12 protein-coding genes, 2 pseudogenes and 1 CRISPR repeat array are annotated in these 16,235 nt (G+C 46.1%); of the genes and pseudogenes, 3 read left to right on the top strand and 11 right to left on the bottom strand.

Annotated elements, in window-relative coordinates:
• Position 1: 1 nt before the first annotated feature.
• Both cas2 and EZMO1_RS10710 read right to left on the bottom strand, forming a co-directional pair.
• A complete protein-coding gene (gene cas2, locus EZMO1_RS10715) occupies positions 2-280 on the bottom strand; it encodes a CRISPR-associated endonuclease Cas2 (protein WP_051789433.1) in 279 nt (92 codons plus the stop codon).
• A gap of 572 nt (positions 281-852) precedes the next feature.
• Complete coding sequence (locus EZMO1_RS10710; RefSeq protein WP_236631940.1) at positions 853-2,934, bottom strand: DNA recombination protein RmuC; 2,082 nt, start codon at positions 2,932-2,934, stop codon at positions 853-855.
• Positions 2,935-3,260: 326 nt separating this feature from the next.
• Between EZMO1_RS10710 and EZMO1_RS25500 the strand changes: the two genes are divergently transcribed.
• The 3 genes from EZMO1_RS25500 to EZMO1_RS10690 all read left to right on the top strand — a co-directional run bounded on the left by EZMO1_RS25500 (position 3,261) and on the right by EZMO1_RS10690 (position 6,820).
• Positions 3,261-4,684 (top strand): ISNCY family transposase gene (locus EZMO1_RS25500; RefSeq protein ID WP_244886738.1). Its coding sequence is split into 2 segments (ribosomal slippage): positions 3,261-3,705 and positions 3,705-4,684, totalling 1,425 coding nucleotides; the frame shifts between segments, so codons are not numbered across the junction.
• Between the two features lie 276 nt (positions 4,685-4,960).
• A CRISPR array of direct repeats spans positions 4,961-5,541; the repeat unit is 36 nt; unit sequence GTTCCGGAACTGCCCTGACTTTGAAGGGATTAAGAC.
• 188 nt (positions 5,542-5,729) lie between these two features.
• Positions 5,730-6,125, top strand: coding sequence for a beta-sandwich lipoprotein (locus EZMO1_RS10695; RefSeq protein ID WP_034873196.1), 396 nt, complete (start codon positions 5,730-5,732; stop codon positions 6,123-6,125).
• A gap of 80 nt (positions 6,126-6,205) precedes the next feature.
• A complete protein-coding gene (locus EZMO1_RS10690; protein ID WP_034873195.1) occupies positions 6,206-6,820 on the top strand; it encodes a hypothetical protein in 615 nt (204 codons plus the stop codon).
• 540 nt (positions 6,821-7,360) lie between these two features.
• Here the strand turns inward: EZMO1_RS10690 and EZMO1_RS28410 are convergent.
• The 9 genes and pseudogenes from EZMO1_RS28410 to EZMO1_RS10645 form a co-directional block, all read right to left on the bottom strand.
• Positions 7,361-7,636, bottom strand: a pseudogene (locus EZMO1_RS28410) (hypothetical protein); the annotation flags it as partial.
• A gap of 444 nt (positions 7,637-8,080) precedes the next feature.
• Entirely contained in the window at positions 8,081-8,632 is a 552-nt protein-coding gene (locus tag EZMO1_RS10680) for a hypothetical protein (RefSeq protein WP_034873194.1), read from the bottom strand.
• A 194-nt stretch (positions 8,633-8,826) separates the two neighbouring features.
• Positions 8,827-10,312 (bottom strand): annotated as a pseudogene (locus tag EZMO1_RS10675) (IS1380 family transposase).
• A 157-nt stretch (positions 10,313-10,469) separates the two neighbouring features.
• On the bottom strand, positions 10,470-10,817 hold the full coding sequence (locus EZMO1_RS27290) for a hypothetical protein (protein WP_051789427.1): 348 nt from the start codon (positions 10,815-10,817) through the stop codon (positions 10,470-10,472).
• Between the two features lie 29 nt (positions 10,818-10,846).
• A complete protein-coding gene (locus tag EZMO1_RS10665; protein WP_061509448.1) occupies positions 10,847-11,434 on the bottom strand; it encodes a hypothetical protein in 588 nt (195 codons plus the stop codon).
• Positions 11,431-12,126, bottom strand: coding sequence for a hypothetical protein (locus tag EZMO1_RS10660; protein ID WP_061509446.1), 696 nt, complete (start codon positions 12,124-12,126; stop codon positions 11,431-11,433). Before EZMO1_RS10660 ends, EZMO1_RS10665 begins: the two co-directional genes overlap by 4 nt.
• Before the next feature lie 201 nt (positions 12,127-12,327).
• A complete protein-coding gene (locus EZMO1_RS10655; protein WP_034873192.1) occupies positions 12,328-12,765 on the bottom strand; it encodes an AAA family ATPase in 438 nt (145 codons plus the stop codon).
• 194 nt (positions 12,766-12,959) lie between these two features.
• Positions 12,960-14,360, bottom strand: a complete 1,401-nt coding sequence (locus tag EZMO1_RS10650; protein ID WP_034873155.1) for an IS1380 family transposase — start codon at positions 14,358-14,360, stop codon at positions 12,960-12,962.
• A 48-nt stretch (positions 14,361-14,408) separates the two neighbouring features.
• Entirely contained in the window at positions 14,409-16,130 is a 1,722-nt protein-coding gene (locus tag EZMO1_RS10645; RefSeq protein WP_051789424.1) for an AAA family ATPase, read from the bottom strand.
• Positions 16,131-16,235: the final 105 nt, after the last annotated feature.

Raw genomic sequence — 16,235 nt, 5'->3', positions numbered from 1 at the left:
ATCAGGCCACCAGCAACATATCACTGAACAGCAGAGATTCTGCCTGCCCCAGACGAATAACCGAACGGCTACGGCTGACAGGCAAACAAAAAAAGGAATCACCTTCATCAATTAACGGCAGCAATTGTTCATACAGTTCAGTCAGCTCAGCTTCTGTGAACCAGCATTCGAATACCGATTTTTGACGACCGTCGCATAATTTGCGCAAACGATAGAGTGCCCGGTTTCTGTTTTTGTTATTACTGATGTCATAACAAACAATCCATGGTTTGGCAGACATGACGATGACTCCCGTGTTGACCGGATACAGTCTAATGAAATGCAACCCATTTTGTACTCAGACAAGCTTGTGAAATAATAGAAATAGCTCTCAAAACAAATATCAATGACTTACAGGACCCCTTAGCAGAAGACACCCAAAAACCATGAAAAAAGGCTGTTTTTCACTATGTATTTATACAGTGTTTGCTAACCCCCTTTGCAAGCCTATGAATCTAAAGTACTATTTGGGCTCTGGGGTTCCGGAACTGCCCTGACTTTGAAGGGATTAAGACCTGGAGCAACGCCCTGACCAATCAGGTAATGACGTTCCGGAACTGCCCTGACTTTGAAGGGATTAAGACTCTTTCAATTCGCTTTCGCGCTTTGAGATAAGTTCCGGAACTGCCCTGACTTTGAAGGGATTAAGACGTTCTTGCTAACTCATAAACATTCTTGTTATGGTTCCGGAACTGCCCTGACTTTGAAGGGACTAACAAAAAAAGCAGGCTCCCCCTCTCCAGAGAAACCTGCTTTGATCAATCAGACAACAAAGGATCTGGCAAAACAGCCTTGCTGGTCAACGTCTAAAAATCAGCTTTCTGCGGCTGCTTTCTCCGGTAAGTGTTCCAACTCCAAATGGGCGCGGTCTACCAGCTCGTCCGGCAGCTCTTTTCTGACCGATACTCCTAAATCCCTGAATTCTGAAGCCTGCTTAATCAGATTCCCTTTACCGGTATACAGCTGCCCAAACGCCTTGAGATAACTGTCTTTGGCTTTATCCAGTTGATTGCCAACCGCCTGCATACTGGTTAAAAAACCATTCAATTTGTTGTAAAACCGCTCTGCCCTGCTGGCGAGCTCTGCCGTGTGTTTATTCTGCTCTTCAAAACGCCACAGCTGTCGTACAATATTCAGACTGGTCAGCAAAGTGGTTGGTGTCGCAACCAGCACATTCTGCTCAATCGCTCGCTGATACAGTGAATCATCGTATTTCAACGCTTCAACGTAAGCCGACTCAATAGGCACAAACATAATGACAATTTCGGGTGAGTTCAGCCCCGGCAATTTATAATAATTCCGGTCGGCCAGTTCGGTAATCCGGTCACTCACAGCCTTTGCATGGGCTGCCAGTGCCTGCTGCCGGACTACGTCAGTCTCGGCATTAACATATTCGGTATAGGACACCAGCGACGTTTTGGCGTCAATCACCATATGTTTATTCTGAGGCAGGTATACGATGGCATCAGGCCGTTGCTGTTGCCCGTCTTCCGACTTCAGACTAACTTCCCGTTTGTAATCCACCCCCAGTCTTAAACCGGAACTGTCCAGCACATTTTCCAGCATCAGTTCGCCCCAGTTACCCTGGGTTTTCTTCTGTCCTTGCAGTGCCGTTGCCAGCTTGTCCGCTTTTTCAGTGATGTCCTGATTCAGTTTTTGCAAACTTTCCATTTCCGTTTTCAGCTGAATACGCTGCTCGGAATCCCTTTCATGAATCTTTTCCACCTTATCCCGAAAACCTTTCATTTCTGCCTGAATCGGGTTCAGCAGGTTCTGCAAGCTTTCTTTATTCAGCTCTTTGAAGTTACGGCCTTTCTTTTCCAGCACCTCGTTGGCAAGGTGTTCAAACTCTTTTTTCAGGGTTTTCCGGTTCAGTTCCAACTGATCAAACTGTTCTTTGAAATGCTGCTCCCGTTGATCAAGTTCGGTCGTCAGACGGGTGTGCTGCTCCAAAAGCGTGCTGTACTCGGTATGTTTCGCATCCAGATCCTGCTGGCTTTTCTCCCACCAGCTTTTGTAATGACCGGCGTTTTTATTCTGGGCATCAAGCTCGGCCTCAATCTTTTTTACAACCTGACGGCTTTCAGAAAGCTGCTGCTCAAGATGGGTGCGTACACTGGCCTGATCTTTAATCTGTGTTTCCAACGTTGCAATTCTCTGTTCTTTTTCCTGGAGCGCATCATCAAACCATACTTTACGATTTTCCAGGCTTGCAACCTGTTCTTCCAGACGGGTTTCTGCCTTATTTAACGCTTCCCGACTTTCAGAAAGCTGCTGACCCAGCAGATTGTGAGTATTTACATTGTCCCCAATCTCTTTCTGAAGCCCACTGACTCGCTCATTCAGGTCACCAACACGTTCCTGATAGGCCTGTTGTTGCTCCTGTTTTTGCATCAACATTTGTTCAACGGTTTCAGACGCTTTAGTGGCGGCTTCACGCGCCTGCTGCTCTCGATTTAAAACATCGTCGTATTTTTCCTGCAACGCCTTCAGGCGCTCACTGGTATCAGCCAGCTTCTGACCGAGTTGCTCCGAGGATTCTTTTGCGGTTGCCGACAGCTCTTTTGCAGTTTGTTCCGAAACCTGCAAAGCATCGGCTTTTGTACTGAGTTCTGTGAATGCCTGCTCGACACGAGCCAGATTATCAATGCAGGCCTGCTTTTCCGTTTCCGTGCGTTCGCAGGTAATTCGGCTGTCCAGTAATGCCTGCTCCTGTTGCCTTTGCTCTTCTACGGCATTATCTAACTGTTGCGTAAGGCGCTCACGTTCCAGTCGTGATTGTTTCAGTTCAGCTTGCTGTTCACCCTGCTGATTTTTAGCTCTCGACATGGCTAACCCGGCACCTGCAATAAATGCCATCAGTGCCAGAAGGCCGCTGAAAATAACAGTGTCCATAACTGCCCCCTACCCTCTCTAATCATTCGTGCGGTATTATTTAATCACAACGTCTTGCAGGAATTGTTGATGCAAGCCCCTGTTGTATGACGGACAAAGAGTAGAGCATCATTTAAACGACAGGGTATCTGGCAAGCTTGTGAAGCCCTGAAACAACAGGAAAATAAAAAATCAATAACTTACAAGAAGACACCCAAAAACCATGAAAACAGGCTGTTTTTCTCTATGTAGTGCCTGTCCGGAAACCCTCAAGCACTTGAATACAGAAGCCTGCAGCCCCATATAGTTCATGAAGATTTCCCAAAACAGGCTGTTTTTCTCAATTTATGTGCCAAACCATCAACCCACAAATGCAGCTGGGAGAGATTGATATCTCTGCCATCACCTTCGACGCCAAATCGAGGGACGATATTCCCCGGCTATTGCGGGCTTTACAGCACATATGGACAAATATCGAACTGCGTAATCAGGTTTTTCAGGTACTCGATACCATGACCACCACTGACCAGAACAATGGTCGTCCCGGTATGGAGTTCTGGAAAATACTGGTGCTTGGCACACTTCGTTTGGTTACTAACTGCGACTACGACCGTCTGAGAGAGCTTGCCAATGAACATGGTTCTCTTAGACAAATGCTTGGCCACGGTCCTTACTGTTCGCGCTCTTACCATATACAGACATTGCAGGATAATATCAGCCACTTCACCCCTGAAATTCTCGATCAGATCAATCAGGTCGTCGTGGCAGCAGGCCATATGCTGGTTAAAAAAAAGACGAACCGTTACATGGCCGTGCCGATTCGTTCGTAGTTAAAACCGATGTCCACTTCCCTACGGATATCAGCCTGTTGAGCGATGCTTGCCGTAAAAGTATCGAGTTTGCATCAACCCTTGCTGAACAATACCAGCTTCCGGGGTGGCGCCAGCGTGAATATCTCAAGAATCAACACCGTAAGCGTTACCACAAAGCGCGGAACCTGAAACACTCCGGCGCTTCCTGTGAGCTGAAAAAGCGCCTGCGACAGCACGATATTGAGATGGCTCATGTTGAGTACATCAAGTACAGCAGCGCCGTTCTGCACAAGGCGGAAGTGACCTTGTCTTTGTTGGTGAAGAAACAACCCGATGAACCAAGGCTGGAAAATCTCAAATACCACATTGCTCACGGCAAGCACCAGATAGCTCTGATTTACCGGCGAGTTATTGAGCACGAACAGATTCCCCATAGCGAGAAGATATTCTCGATTTTTGAACCACACACCGAGTGGATCAGCAAAGGCAAGGCCGGTACACCGGTAGAACTGGGGCTACGAGTTTGCGTGCTACAGGATCAATTTGGTTTTACTTTGCATCATCAGGTCATGCAAAAGCAAACAGACGACCAGGTTACTGTACCTATGGCAGAAGATGCTAAAAAGCGGTTTCCAGCATTGAATCAGGTGAGCTACGACAAGGGTTTCTGGAGCCCGGACAATCTTGAGAAGTTGGAAGCTCTTCTTGAACGTCCGGTTCTGCCCAAGAAAGGCAGACTGTCAGCCAGTGACAAAAAGCGTGAAACCCATCTGGAATTTATCCGGGCAAAAAGAAAACACTCAGCCGTGGAGTCGGATATAAATGCATTGGAATCCAACGGCCTCGATAAGTGTCCGGATAAAGGCATTGAGGGCTTTAAGCGATACGTTGCACTGGCTGTTGTTGCCGGCAATCTGAAACGGTTGGGCAAACTTCTTCTGACCAGAGATCGTCAATAGCTTTTCAGCCAGCTACCGGTCAGTTTTTGTTTTATCATGCCTGGCATGAGGGTTTTGCACGCTTCAGAAGTGGCATTTTTGCTTTTACTTCACGCTGCTGAGTACAAAAAATAGCCTCTACTTGCCATAACAGTAGAATTCAGCTGCGATGGGTGCATGACAGCCAGAATTCGCTGCGAATTTTCTGAGGTTTTCTGACAGGCACTATGTATTTATACAGTGTTTGCTAACCCCCTTTGCAAGCCTATGAATCTAAAGTACTATTTGGGCTCTGGGGTTCCGGAACTGCCCTGACTTTGAAGGGATTAAGACTAACTATTCAACTGAATGCAGTTCATCATTTCGTTCCGGAACTGCCCTGACTTTGAAGGGATTAAGACTGTATGCCTTGAGATAACTGGACAAACTTTCAGAGTTCCGGAACTGCCCTGACCTTGAAGGGATTAAGACCTTATGCCCACCTTCTCCAAGGGTGTTGGCATTAGTTCCGGAACTGCCCTGACTTTGAAGGGATTAAGACTTGTTTAGAGCCGAGCATCTTCAGCTCATTGTTCCGGAACTGCCCTGACTTTGAAGGGATTAAGACAATGATAAGTCCGCCATTCTGGTAACCTTTCGTTCCGGAACTGCCCTGACTTTGAAGGGATTAAGACGTTCCAGCTATGACGGCTTCAATGCGCTCTTGAGTTCCGGAACTGCCCTGACTTTGAAGGGATTAAGACGAGTTTTGTTTTTTGAATAAGACAGGAGGCGATGTTCCGGAACTGCCCTGACTTTGAAGGGATTAAGACTTGTTTAGAGCCGAGCATCTTCAGCTCATTGTTCCGGAACTGCCCTGACTTTGAAGGGATTAAGACTTAAATTGCTTTTTGATGTCGTTTTTAGCTGTGTTCCGGAACTGCCCTGACTTTAGAAACAATAAGTAATCCACCTGCTTTCACAAAAGACTTAACTTTAGCCCTCCGCCTAAAGAGGTCAGCAGCCTGTAACAATTCATCTAAAAAGCTTTTTTCTATCTGTCCCTCGTTAAAAATGGATCTAAAAAATGAAAAAGATATTCATCACAATCTCTACAATAGCAGCTGTTCTGGTATCCGGATGCAGCCGTGACGCACAAATCGCATCGAGTAACCTTTCCAGAAAAGCCGATATGTTTGAGCTGAACCGGCGCATCGTTTTCTACAATGGAATTACGGATACTTATATGCTCACCGTTGAGGGACGATGCTCAATCAAAGCAGATACTGATGGTAAGAAACTTGATGTCACCTGCAAAACTGGCGAGAATTCGTTCAAGAAACATTTTCTTGGTCTGTCGGATAATGTTACTTACTTTGCAGAACAGCTTGAGTCAGTGGATGTGAGTACCTATCACTACAAGGTTAACTTTAAACCACAATCTATTCTTCCTGACGTAGATTTAGACACAAGCTTGAATTGATACATTCATCCCGTTTTATAGTTCCTGAACTGCCCTGACTTTGGAGAAAAAAAACAAAGTACTGATATTCTTTTTGGTCAGTGTACGAGTTCGGGAACTTTGCTGATATTGAAGCACCTCAGACTAAACGTTCACCACCCATTCCTGAAACAGCGCTTCCTGCGTTCAAAAACGATGGCGATATCGCCTTTTTCAGACAACAACCAAAAATGGAGGGCACCCGGCAACGCACCACCAAACAACTGGTTAAATTCCTGAAGCAGAACGCTGAACTACTGTACTCATTGAGCGAGTATTCTAAGTTTGAATGGATAGAAGTTGCTCTGGACAAAGATAAAAATATCGAGAGCCATACTGACAAGGGCAGTGCAACTGCCATTCTGAAGGACTGGAAAGATTACACCAACGAGACTACAGACTGCCACTCACTTTATCTTGAAGTGAATGAGAGCCCCTGTACTGAACATTACCATCTGACTCTGGGACTGGTACGAAAAGGCTTCAAGTCCGAACATCTGGCTGACAATCTTGCTACTCACTTTGGTATAAAGACAACAAAGCGTTGGAAAGACAGAACCCGCCTATTCGCTACTCTGTCAAAGGCGGAGTTTGGTAATGAAAAGCTACTGAGTACAATTTACAAAACACTGGATGAAATTGCTCAGGTGGTAAGAGACTGCCTGGCTTCTGAGTAAGCAATTCATTTAAAGACGACACCAAAACCAAACGATGAAAGACCGCCCATTTTGCCGGCCTTTTCTGTATTGAGAGACTGTAAATTTAACTGTGTCTCCGCCTGATTTCAGACATGGTCTCTCAGCCGGTCTTCGAACTCAATCATGAATCGATTCAGGGCCGGTTTCCAATTCCTGATGGGCATCGTCCATTTCTTGAGCCGGCTCGTAACAGATGTCCTTTATCCGGTCATCAAAAGTATTTAGCCACCATTTAAGCTGAGCAGATTTAACAACCGTAGCACTGATATCATACCAGTCACCCTTGTCGATATGCTCCTGATCTTCAGACAAGCGACTTTCCAGAATATGCAGACCAGCATCTTTCTGTATGGAAAACGACAGCTTCACCTTTTCTCCACGTCCGTAGGTAAAACGTCTCTCGGCATCAAACTGTTTCAGGTCAAAGTCTTCCGGACGATCAAAGGTCAAAGTCATTGCCCTTGCCTGTTCAATACGGTGCAGTGCCAATGCCCGGTCGTCCTGAAAACCCCGATAGCGACACACCATATACATCCGTGGCCCCTGCTGAGCCAGTCCCAGCGGCATTACCTGAGCGCCCTTGTTGATACCCTCTGCATTTGTATAAGAAATCTGAAGCCAGCAGTTGTTATAAAGCGCATGGCTTACCTGCTCAAAAACCCCTTCCTGCAATTGGGGTGGCAGCAGTGGCTGGCTTTCCGGCGTCACAATCACCTTAGACAACCATTCTGATTCTTTTTGCAAATCCGGAGCCTGGTTGATGTTACGGTTGGCTTCTTCAAAAAATCCGGACATAGAGGCCATCAGGTTACTGGGCAACAGATTTTTTAAATACTCTTCAGCCATCCTGAGAATTAATGACTCCTGAGTACTCAGGCTGCTTGTGGTGAATCCTTCTGAATGTTTACCCCAGCGATAACCATAAGGGTGACCGAGATCATTCAGGATAATGTTGAACTGACTGCTGCCAGCCAAGTTGTTCAAATGCCGTTGAATAGTACGAATATCACGCTCAAACCCGGCATCGCTCAGCTGTTGTTGCAGCTCCTTGGCAGTAATCCACCGGTTTTTAGGGATTCTTTTTAACATTTCCAGCATCAGCAGGCTGGTATCCATGGCAGAGGAACGCTTTGACATCTGATTTTTCGTATTCAATTTTAATGAATGATATCGCTATATACGACATTATTCATTTATACTTCAAGACAGATAGTCTCTGTTTTGATATATCGCAACTTATTACAGTTTTGCAATCGCATAAACAATATGCTGACGGTACTGTGTATCAAGCATAATTGTGCCATGGACCTCGCATTGATTAAGCGCGCCCATCAGCTGATTCCAGCCATTGCTACTACACTCGTAGGGATTGCTCCACCACTCAGCATTGCTAGAGCTGACAGTCACTGCAAGTAACACAGCATACTCAGGCTTTTTTATACTATCACTGACTGGAGCAAATATTTTCATTTTTTGGAAATCACAAAACATTTTCGAGGCCTGTTCCGATGAATACATTTTTTTAGCCTCAACCAGAAATGTTACTTCCTGGCCTTCAATGTCACCATTAACGAGCAAGTCTATGCGCTTGTTCCCATTTTTATTGTATCCATGAGATGCTTCTGGGTAACAGAGCAAGCCATATTGCATAGAGGCATGAGCCAGATGAACTGTCAGGTTGCTTTCCTGTATCCCATTATCTTCAGGATTTATCACAGGCCAATAACGATCTAAAGATACTTTTAAATTCTCAGCACTCTCTAACCCGGATATTTCATAAACAAGCAGCAACTACCATCCCATCCTCTTAATTTTGGACTTTTCCGCAAGCCTGTTGCTCTGTTAACCATGTGAAAGACATTGCAGCCCATACTTGCTTACAGATTAGACGCTAATCAACGAATCCTGCTATTTCAGGATAACGGAAAGCCCCAAGGCTCTTTCATCTGGTTGCTATGTACCTTGATTGAGTCTTATGAAAGTTGCTACCCCGGTCGAAGTATCGGCATCTGGTAAAAGACTTCTGTCACATGCTGCAAAAGCCTCTTGAATGGGCAGCTACGCGGCAGATGAAGTTTAATTCGGTCTTTATAATGAACTACCCCGGAGCAAGCTCCGGGGTATCAAGTTAGCTCTTGAGTAGTTCGCAGCAAGCTGCGGGGAATTCAAGGCTTCGCATTCAACCACTTTGACTGCAACTTTACAGAGCTTCATGATCACCGTTGATGGCTGCGCTTTTTCCAGCTCCGTACCTTTCAAAGTCTTGGTTCTTAACTCATAGTGCAAAACATAAGCGGCACAGGCATAAAACATTCTCAAATGGTTAGCCAAAAAGCCCTGATCGGACAATCTGTCGCCGGACAGATCACTTTTCAGATGTTTGATGAAGTTCTCATCCTGTCCTCTTGGACAGTAAAGCTCTTCATAAATTACCTCTGGAGAAGCTTCCTTCATCGACGTCACAATGAAACGAGGGTTGTCGCCTTTTTGGTTGACCTCCGCCTTGTAAATTATCCGGGTATCGAGACCTTTCCAGCTCTTGGCCTGGTATTCTGCTTCCCCGTAAAGTCTGAGCCGATCAGGTTCTGGCATGTTGTTCAGTCTTGCCAGCTCAGTCTTGACCTTCAGAGCTTGACGCGCTTCATCCAACAACTCTTTGGCTTTTGGCCGCAAAGCCGTTTTGTGGCCTGCACCTTTGCCCAGGACATAATCCGAATGAGGGGCATTCTGAACCACCCACATTAACTCCGGTTGAGCGAAGTGGCTGTCTCCCCGAACCAGTAGATGGGTTTTCGGCCACTTTTTCCGAAGCAGCCGAATGACCCGTTCGAGAATGGCTGCATTTTCCTTGCCCGTTGGGGTTTTCCCCGGACGAAGAATCGCCGTAATCAGCTTGCCGCTGAGTCCCTCAAAAATCATCAGGGGCAAGTAGCAGTAGTCCTGATATTTGGCATTAAACAGGTTCATCTGCTGGCCACCATGAGTAATGGCCGGTGTATGATCAAGATCGATAACGATCACCGGAGGTGGCAGCTTGTAACTGCTGATAAAGTGATGCACAAATGCTTCAGCCATCCTGTAAATGTCGGAGCGGGTCATAGATTGTCCCAGCCGGGTAAAAGTGGGCGCTGATGCGAGATGGTTATCGCTGTCCAACGGATTGCGACCAGTGGCCAGTTTGAACATAGGGTCTTTACGCAAACGGTTACTGTCGTTGGCATCTTCATAGCCGCAGGCCATTTGCAGAACCCGCTGAACCAGAAGTTCTTTCAGGGAGTGGTCGATATAGGATTGATGGCGTCTGTCATTGATGGCATCAGTCATTTTGCAGATAAGACCGCTCTGCAGAATGGTTTCCCGTAGCAGCAGAGTGCCAAAGTCAGAAGATAACTCCCCACCATTGAAGTCTGCCCGGATGGTTTTTCCATTTGAGGGATGAAAACGAAGCTGTTCTTGTGTAGATTTGGGCATGGCAAGTTCCGGTTTGCTTCTTCCGAAGCTTTCTTTTGTTCGACCCAATTATATCAAGTGATTGGGCGGAACTTGCCTCCTTTTATGAAATATTCGGGCTAAGATTATTTTTTCAATCTGATGTAAAACCATTTGATTCATTACCATATTTATTAATTTAAAAATTTCTAGCCCAATCGTCCCAGAACCCTGGTTCATCATGATGAGCATTTTTCATTGCCATATCTAATGGACAATAGACAAAAACAACATCATCAAACTTCATGGAACCATCCGGGTGTTCAAAAAACTCGGCAAGTTTTTTATAGCTTTCATCCCCCTCATCAAAAGGCACGTCAAGGTATAAATTCCCAGTATACGGCTCCAGACAATTTTCAGAGGCTATGCCCATACAAGGAGCATAAGGTACCTTTTGGTCATCAAGCCATTTAATTACAGTTTCTCTTGCTTCAATCTTCTCATAGTCAAAATGAAATATATTTTGTGAATCATCTTTGAATATCAACAGGGTGCTCTCTCAATTTGATAGTTGATTCAAAAATCAACTATCATCCTGCCTGACATAAAGCTAGACCAAAGTTGATTCCAACGCCCTTTACTCTGGATCAAAGACCTCGTTTCAAGAAGAACTTCTGCACCTGCTGGTTTCCACCTCATACCTGAACCACACAGCCGTTGTTTGACCAATGTCTTACAAGCAGCTTCTGTCACTCCAGAGCCTATCGGCCAGTTATGTTTCAGGGCTTGATGGTATTTCATCAAATGATGGTTGTTCGTAAAATAGGTCACCGCCTTGTAACGCTTCTCTATCAGTGCAGTAGTCTTTTTCGGGAGTTCGGCAGATTCAATTTCTTTCAGTATTTTTTTGGCTGCCCCTCGCTTGTTTTTCAGGTTGTGGAGCTTGTCTTCAAGCCACTGCTTTCTCTTGGCTTTACTGCTCGGAAACAACGCTTCTGCCACTCCTCCCAGATACTCTGAGGCATGAAAAAAATCGAGTATTTGAGCTGAGGTATGCTGCTTCAGGTATCGCCAGTTTTCTTTAGCTCCATCGGCTACGCCAATGTATGTTGCTTGCGGATAGAGACGTTTGAGATCCGCAATCTCATCGTCCAGCTTGTTCATAAAGCTTTGTTTACCATATTCAGGCGAACTGGCGTGTAGATTGTGTGAAGTCTGTCGCCATTGGCAGAATAAAGGCTTAAGGTTCCACACATGGCTTCTCGCCAGCCTTCTTCGCAAAGCAGCATGCAGGTGCCATCAAGTCCTATAGCAATGGTTTCCACTGCCTCTGGTAACGGCGGTAAATCATAACGAGTCTTTTTTTGATCTTCAATTAATGCACAGACCCTGTCGGATAAGTGCTTGATATAGGAGTTTGACAACACTCTTTGATGGTTGGTTTCAAAATCTTCTTTTACTGCGGGAGCAGGCATCTGGCTGTACTTCCAGGCGAGAGTTTTTGCAAATTTGGGCGTAGCTGAGCCAACAATCCCAGAGTGATAATCAAGCGGAGCCAGAGTGACTCCACCTCTGACACCCTGATAGACAGAGCGTTCCATGGGCACGCATCCGTAAAGGGTTTCGTAGTGCTTTAGCACTTTCCCCTTATAGCTCCATTTTTGCTGGTTAAGGACAATAGGTTCGTTGTTGGGTGGTTCAAACAACTTTAATAATTCTTGAGTGCCAAGTACTCCTGCCTCATTCAACGCTCGCTGCAATCCATCTTCAAGACTCAGCATGTTGTTAGATTCAATGGGTACTTCAATTTGCAGTACGATAGTTTTTGACTGACGGGCAATGACGGATGCAGGCATGATGGCAGGATTTAGCGATAATAAGTTGTCTTCATAATAGTCGCTTAAAATGCGTACTTTTGTTTCAATCAGTCAGAGAGAGCACCCTATCAACATCAATACATCACGTTGTTTTTTTCGTGCAATCTCATCAATGTGCATAACAATTTGAGGCATGACTTTTACCTATGTGTCCTATTAACCCACACACTACCAGACCAATTAACTAACAAACCCAATCGGGCGTTTAACACCCTCCTTCACATCGCACTCGGCTTTTAACCGGCTTAGCAGCGTGGCAGGATTTTCGATCGGGTTAAACAACTGCTGCCGCATTACCAGTGCAAAATCGCCCAGAGTCAGGTTATTCAGTCGTCGAACGCCTGCTTCTGCTTCCGGGCTTGATTCCATATCCAGCAATTTGCAATGTTCAAAAAACACTCGTTGTGCCTGCTCAGGCCTTAGGAAGTCAAACTTGATTTTCAGGTCAAAACGGCGCAGTGCTGCCTGATCCAAACCATCCATAAGGTTTGTAGAAGCCACCATAACCCCTGGGAAGGCCTCCATCTGTGTCAGCATTTCGTTAACCAGTGTTGCTTCCCAGCTTCTTTCGGCACTGCGACGATCTCTTAGCCCGGATATTTCATAAACAAGCAGCAACTACCATCCCATCCTCTTAATTTTGGACTTTTCCGCAAGCCTGTTGCTCTGTTAACCATGTGAAAGACATTGCAGCCCATACTTGCTTACAGATTAGACGCTAATCAACGAATCCTGCTATTTCAGGATAACGGAAAGCCCCAAGGCTCTTTCATCTGGTTGCTATGTACCTTGATTGAGTCTTATGAAAGTTGCTACCCCGGTCGAAGTATCGGCATCTGGTAAAAGACTTCTGTCACATGCTGCAAAAGCCTCTTGAATGGGCAGCTACGCGGCAGATGAAGTTTAATTCGGTCTTTATATTCAACCACTTTGACTGCAACTTTACAGAGCTTCATGATCACCGTTGATGGCTGCGCTTTTTCCAGCTCCGTACCTTTCAAAGTCTTGGTTCTTAACTCATAGTGCAAAACATAAGCGGCACAGGCATAAAACATTCTCAAATGGTTAGCCAAAAAGCCCTGATCGGACAATCTGTCGCCGGACAGATCACTTTTCAGATGTTTGATGAAGTTCTCATCCTGTCCTCTTGGACAGTAAAGCTCTTCATAAATTACCTCTGGAGAAGCTTCCTTCATCGACGTCACAATGAAACGAGGGTTGTCGCCTTTTTGGTTGACCTCCGCCTTGTAAATTATCCGGGTATCGAGACCTTTCCAGCTCTTGGCCTGGTATTCTGCTTCCCCGTAAAGTCTGAGCCGATCAGGTTCTGGCATGTTGTTCAGTCTTGCCAGCTCAGTCTTGACCTTCAGAGCTTGACGCGCTTCATCCAACAACTCTTTGGCTTTTGGCCGCAAAGCCGTTTTGTGGCCTGCACCTTTGCCCAGGACATAATCCGAATGAGGGGCATTCTGAACCACCCACATTAACTCTGGTTGAGCGAAGTGGCTGTCTCCCCGAACCAGTAGATGGGTTTTCGGCCACTTTTTCCGAAGCAGCCGAATGACCCGTTCGAGAATGGCTGCATTTTCCTTGCCCGTTGGGGTTTTCCCCGGACGAAGAATCGCCGTAATCAGCTTGCCGCTGAGTCCCTCAAAAATCATCAGGGGCAAGTAGCAGTAGTCCTGATATTTGGCATTAAACAGGTTCATCTGCTGGCCACCATGAGTAATGGCCGGTGTATGATCAAGATCGATAACGATCACCGGAGGTGGCAGCTTGTAACTGCTGATAAAGTGATGCACAAATGCTTCAGCCATCCTGTAAATGTCGGAGCGGGTCATAGATTGTCCCAGCCGGGTAAAAGTGGGCGCTGATGCGAGATGGTTATCGCTGTCCAACGGATTGCGACCAGTGGCCAGTTTGAACATAGGGTCTTTACGCAAACGGTTACTGTCGTTGGCATCTTCATAGCCGCAGGCCATTTGCAGAACCCGCTGAACCAGAAGTTCTTTCAGGGAGTGGTCGATATAGGATTGATGGCGTCTGTCATTGATGGCATCAGTCATTTTGCAGATAAGACCGCTCTGCAGAATGGTTTCCCGTAGCAGCAGAGTGCCAAAGTCAGAAGATAACTCCCCACCATTGAAGTCTGCCCGGATGGTTTTTCCATTTGAGGGATGAAAACGAAGCTGTTCTTGTGTAGATTTGGGCATGGCAAGTTCCGGTTTGCTTCTTCCGAAGCTTTCTTTTGTTCGACCCAATTATATCAAGTGATTGGGCGGAACTTGCCTCCTTTTATGAAATATTCGGGTTAGAAAGCTATCCACTTCGTCTAACAACAGCACACCATCTTCATCGACCGCTTTTTTGAAGGCATGGGCGACATTCTTTTCACTTTCTCCCACGTATTTTCCCAACAAATCAGAAGCACGACAGATGACCAATGGTTTATTGAGTTGCTCTGCCAGCCATCGGGCATAGGCGGTTTTACCCGTACCGGACGGGCCATAGATACACAGTCGCCCTGCCTGTCTGCGAATCAGTCCATCGCTGATGACCGACAGATTCTCACTGGCATTAATCAGCTCCGGATCATAATGATTAGGCAGTACGGATGGATCATAGCGCCCGGGAACAGAATGCCCCTGGGCTTTCAGGGTGTTGCTCGTCAGTCGCTCAAAAGTATCCTGCGGTGGCTCATCGCCCAGCTGCCCCTGAAGCTCGCAAGCAATACCTGCAGCCCGGTGGATGATAGCCGGCACCAAATGTTCAGACGCAGCCAGTCGATATGCCGATGATTCATCCAGCAATCCATGACTGTTCAACTGAATCATCTTTGCCCGCTGGGCTCTGGGCGGAACTTTCAGTTCAATCACCAGGTCAAACCGGCGAATGAATGCAGGATCAATAGATTCTACCGAATTGGTCAGCCAGAAGGTCGGTATCACGTTTTCTTCCAGAGTGCGGTTTATCCACGCCTTACGACTCTGGGCAATGCTTCTGCCAAAGAATGGGCCATTGCCGCTATCGAACACATCTTCCGCTTCATCGAATGCCAGTATGCAAGGCTTGTTGGCAAAGAATACGCCACTGGCTCTCAGGGCCCGTAGCCGTTTCTCACCGGATATCGGGTCACCATCGATATCTTCAGAGGACACTTCCAGAAGAGGAACCTCCATTAACTCAGCCATCAAGCGACTCAATTCACTCTTGCCAGTTCCCGGCTCACCATACAGAAGAACATTGACACCACGTCGATTCATAGCAAAAGCATGGTTTATCCATTGCTCCAGAAGATGAAAGTTACTTTTGATATGCTCAAAGTTATCCCGTGTCAGAGTGGTCGATGAACCGGAGTGGATAACGTCGCGAAGCAAAGTTTCAGGCGAACCATCACTGAATACTATCTGACTGGCAAAACTATAAGACAACAACTCCATTCTGCCGGACAGGTAGTTCGAGCCGCTTCGTTCTACAACCAGCAAACCCGAGCGGTTCAACAAACCTTCCGGCGACAATGCCGTTCTGACTTCCTGCTCGGACAGATCCAACACCAATGATAAAACCAGTAGTAATTTGTTATAACCCATGTTTTCCAGCAGATTAACCGCAGACTCAAGGGCCGGTTCATGTTGTAGCAGGATGGCAAATTCAAGCAGATGAGTTTCAACCTGCGACAAACCAATAAGCAGAGACAGTTTTTGAAGGTTGTGCGTCAACTGTGATTCAGGCTCATAATATTGTCTGTCATCTGACTCCAGTAACATGAAGCGAAAAGTCTGCAATGCCTGTTTTTTGTCAAAGTCACTATTGCACGGATTTGTATTGCCTCGGAGCTCCAGAGCCTCAATAAGGGCATCCCCTTCATAGAGACTGTCCAGATTATTAATACCACCGCAGCGAATCAGGGTTCTTAATATCCATAGTCGAACTTTATCTGAAATAACTGGCGTGCTTTTTTGAAACTCAACAACGGATTGCATAATAAACACTGCTTAATTGAATGATGACAAAACGGATTATCTATGGCGGTATGACAGAATGTGTCGCAGCAATGTAGGGAGTCAGTCAGGCAGCCTCCCCTACAA

It is taken from the genome of Endozoicomonas montiporae CL-33, from assembly GCF_001583435.1.
Taxonomy (GTDB): Bacteria; Pseudomonadota; Gammaproteobacteria; order Pseudomonadales; family Endozoicomonadaceae; genus Endozoicomonas_A; species Endozoicomonas_A montiporae.
Note: the sequence above shows the minus strand (reverse complement) of the source record. Positions and strands in the feature narration are given on the sequence as shown.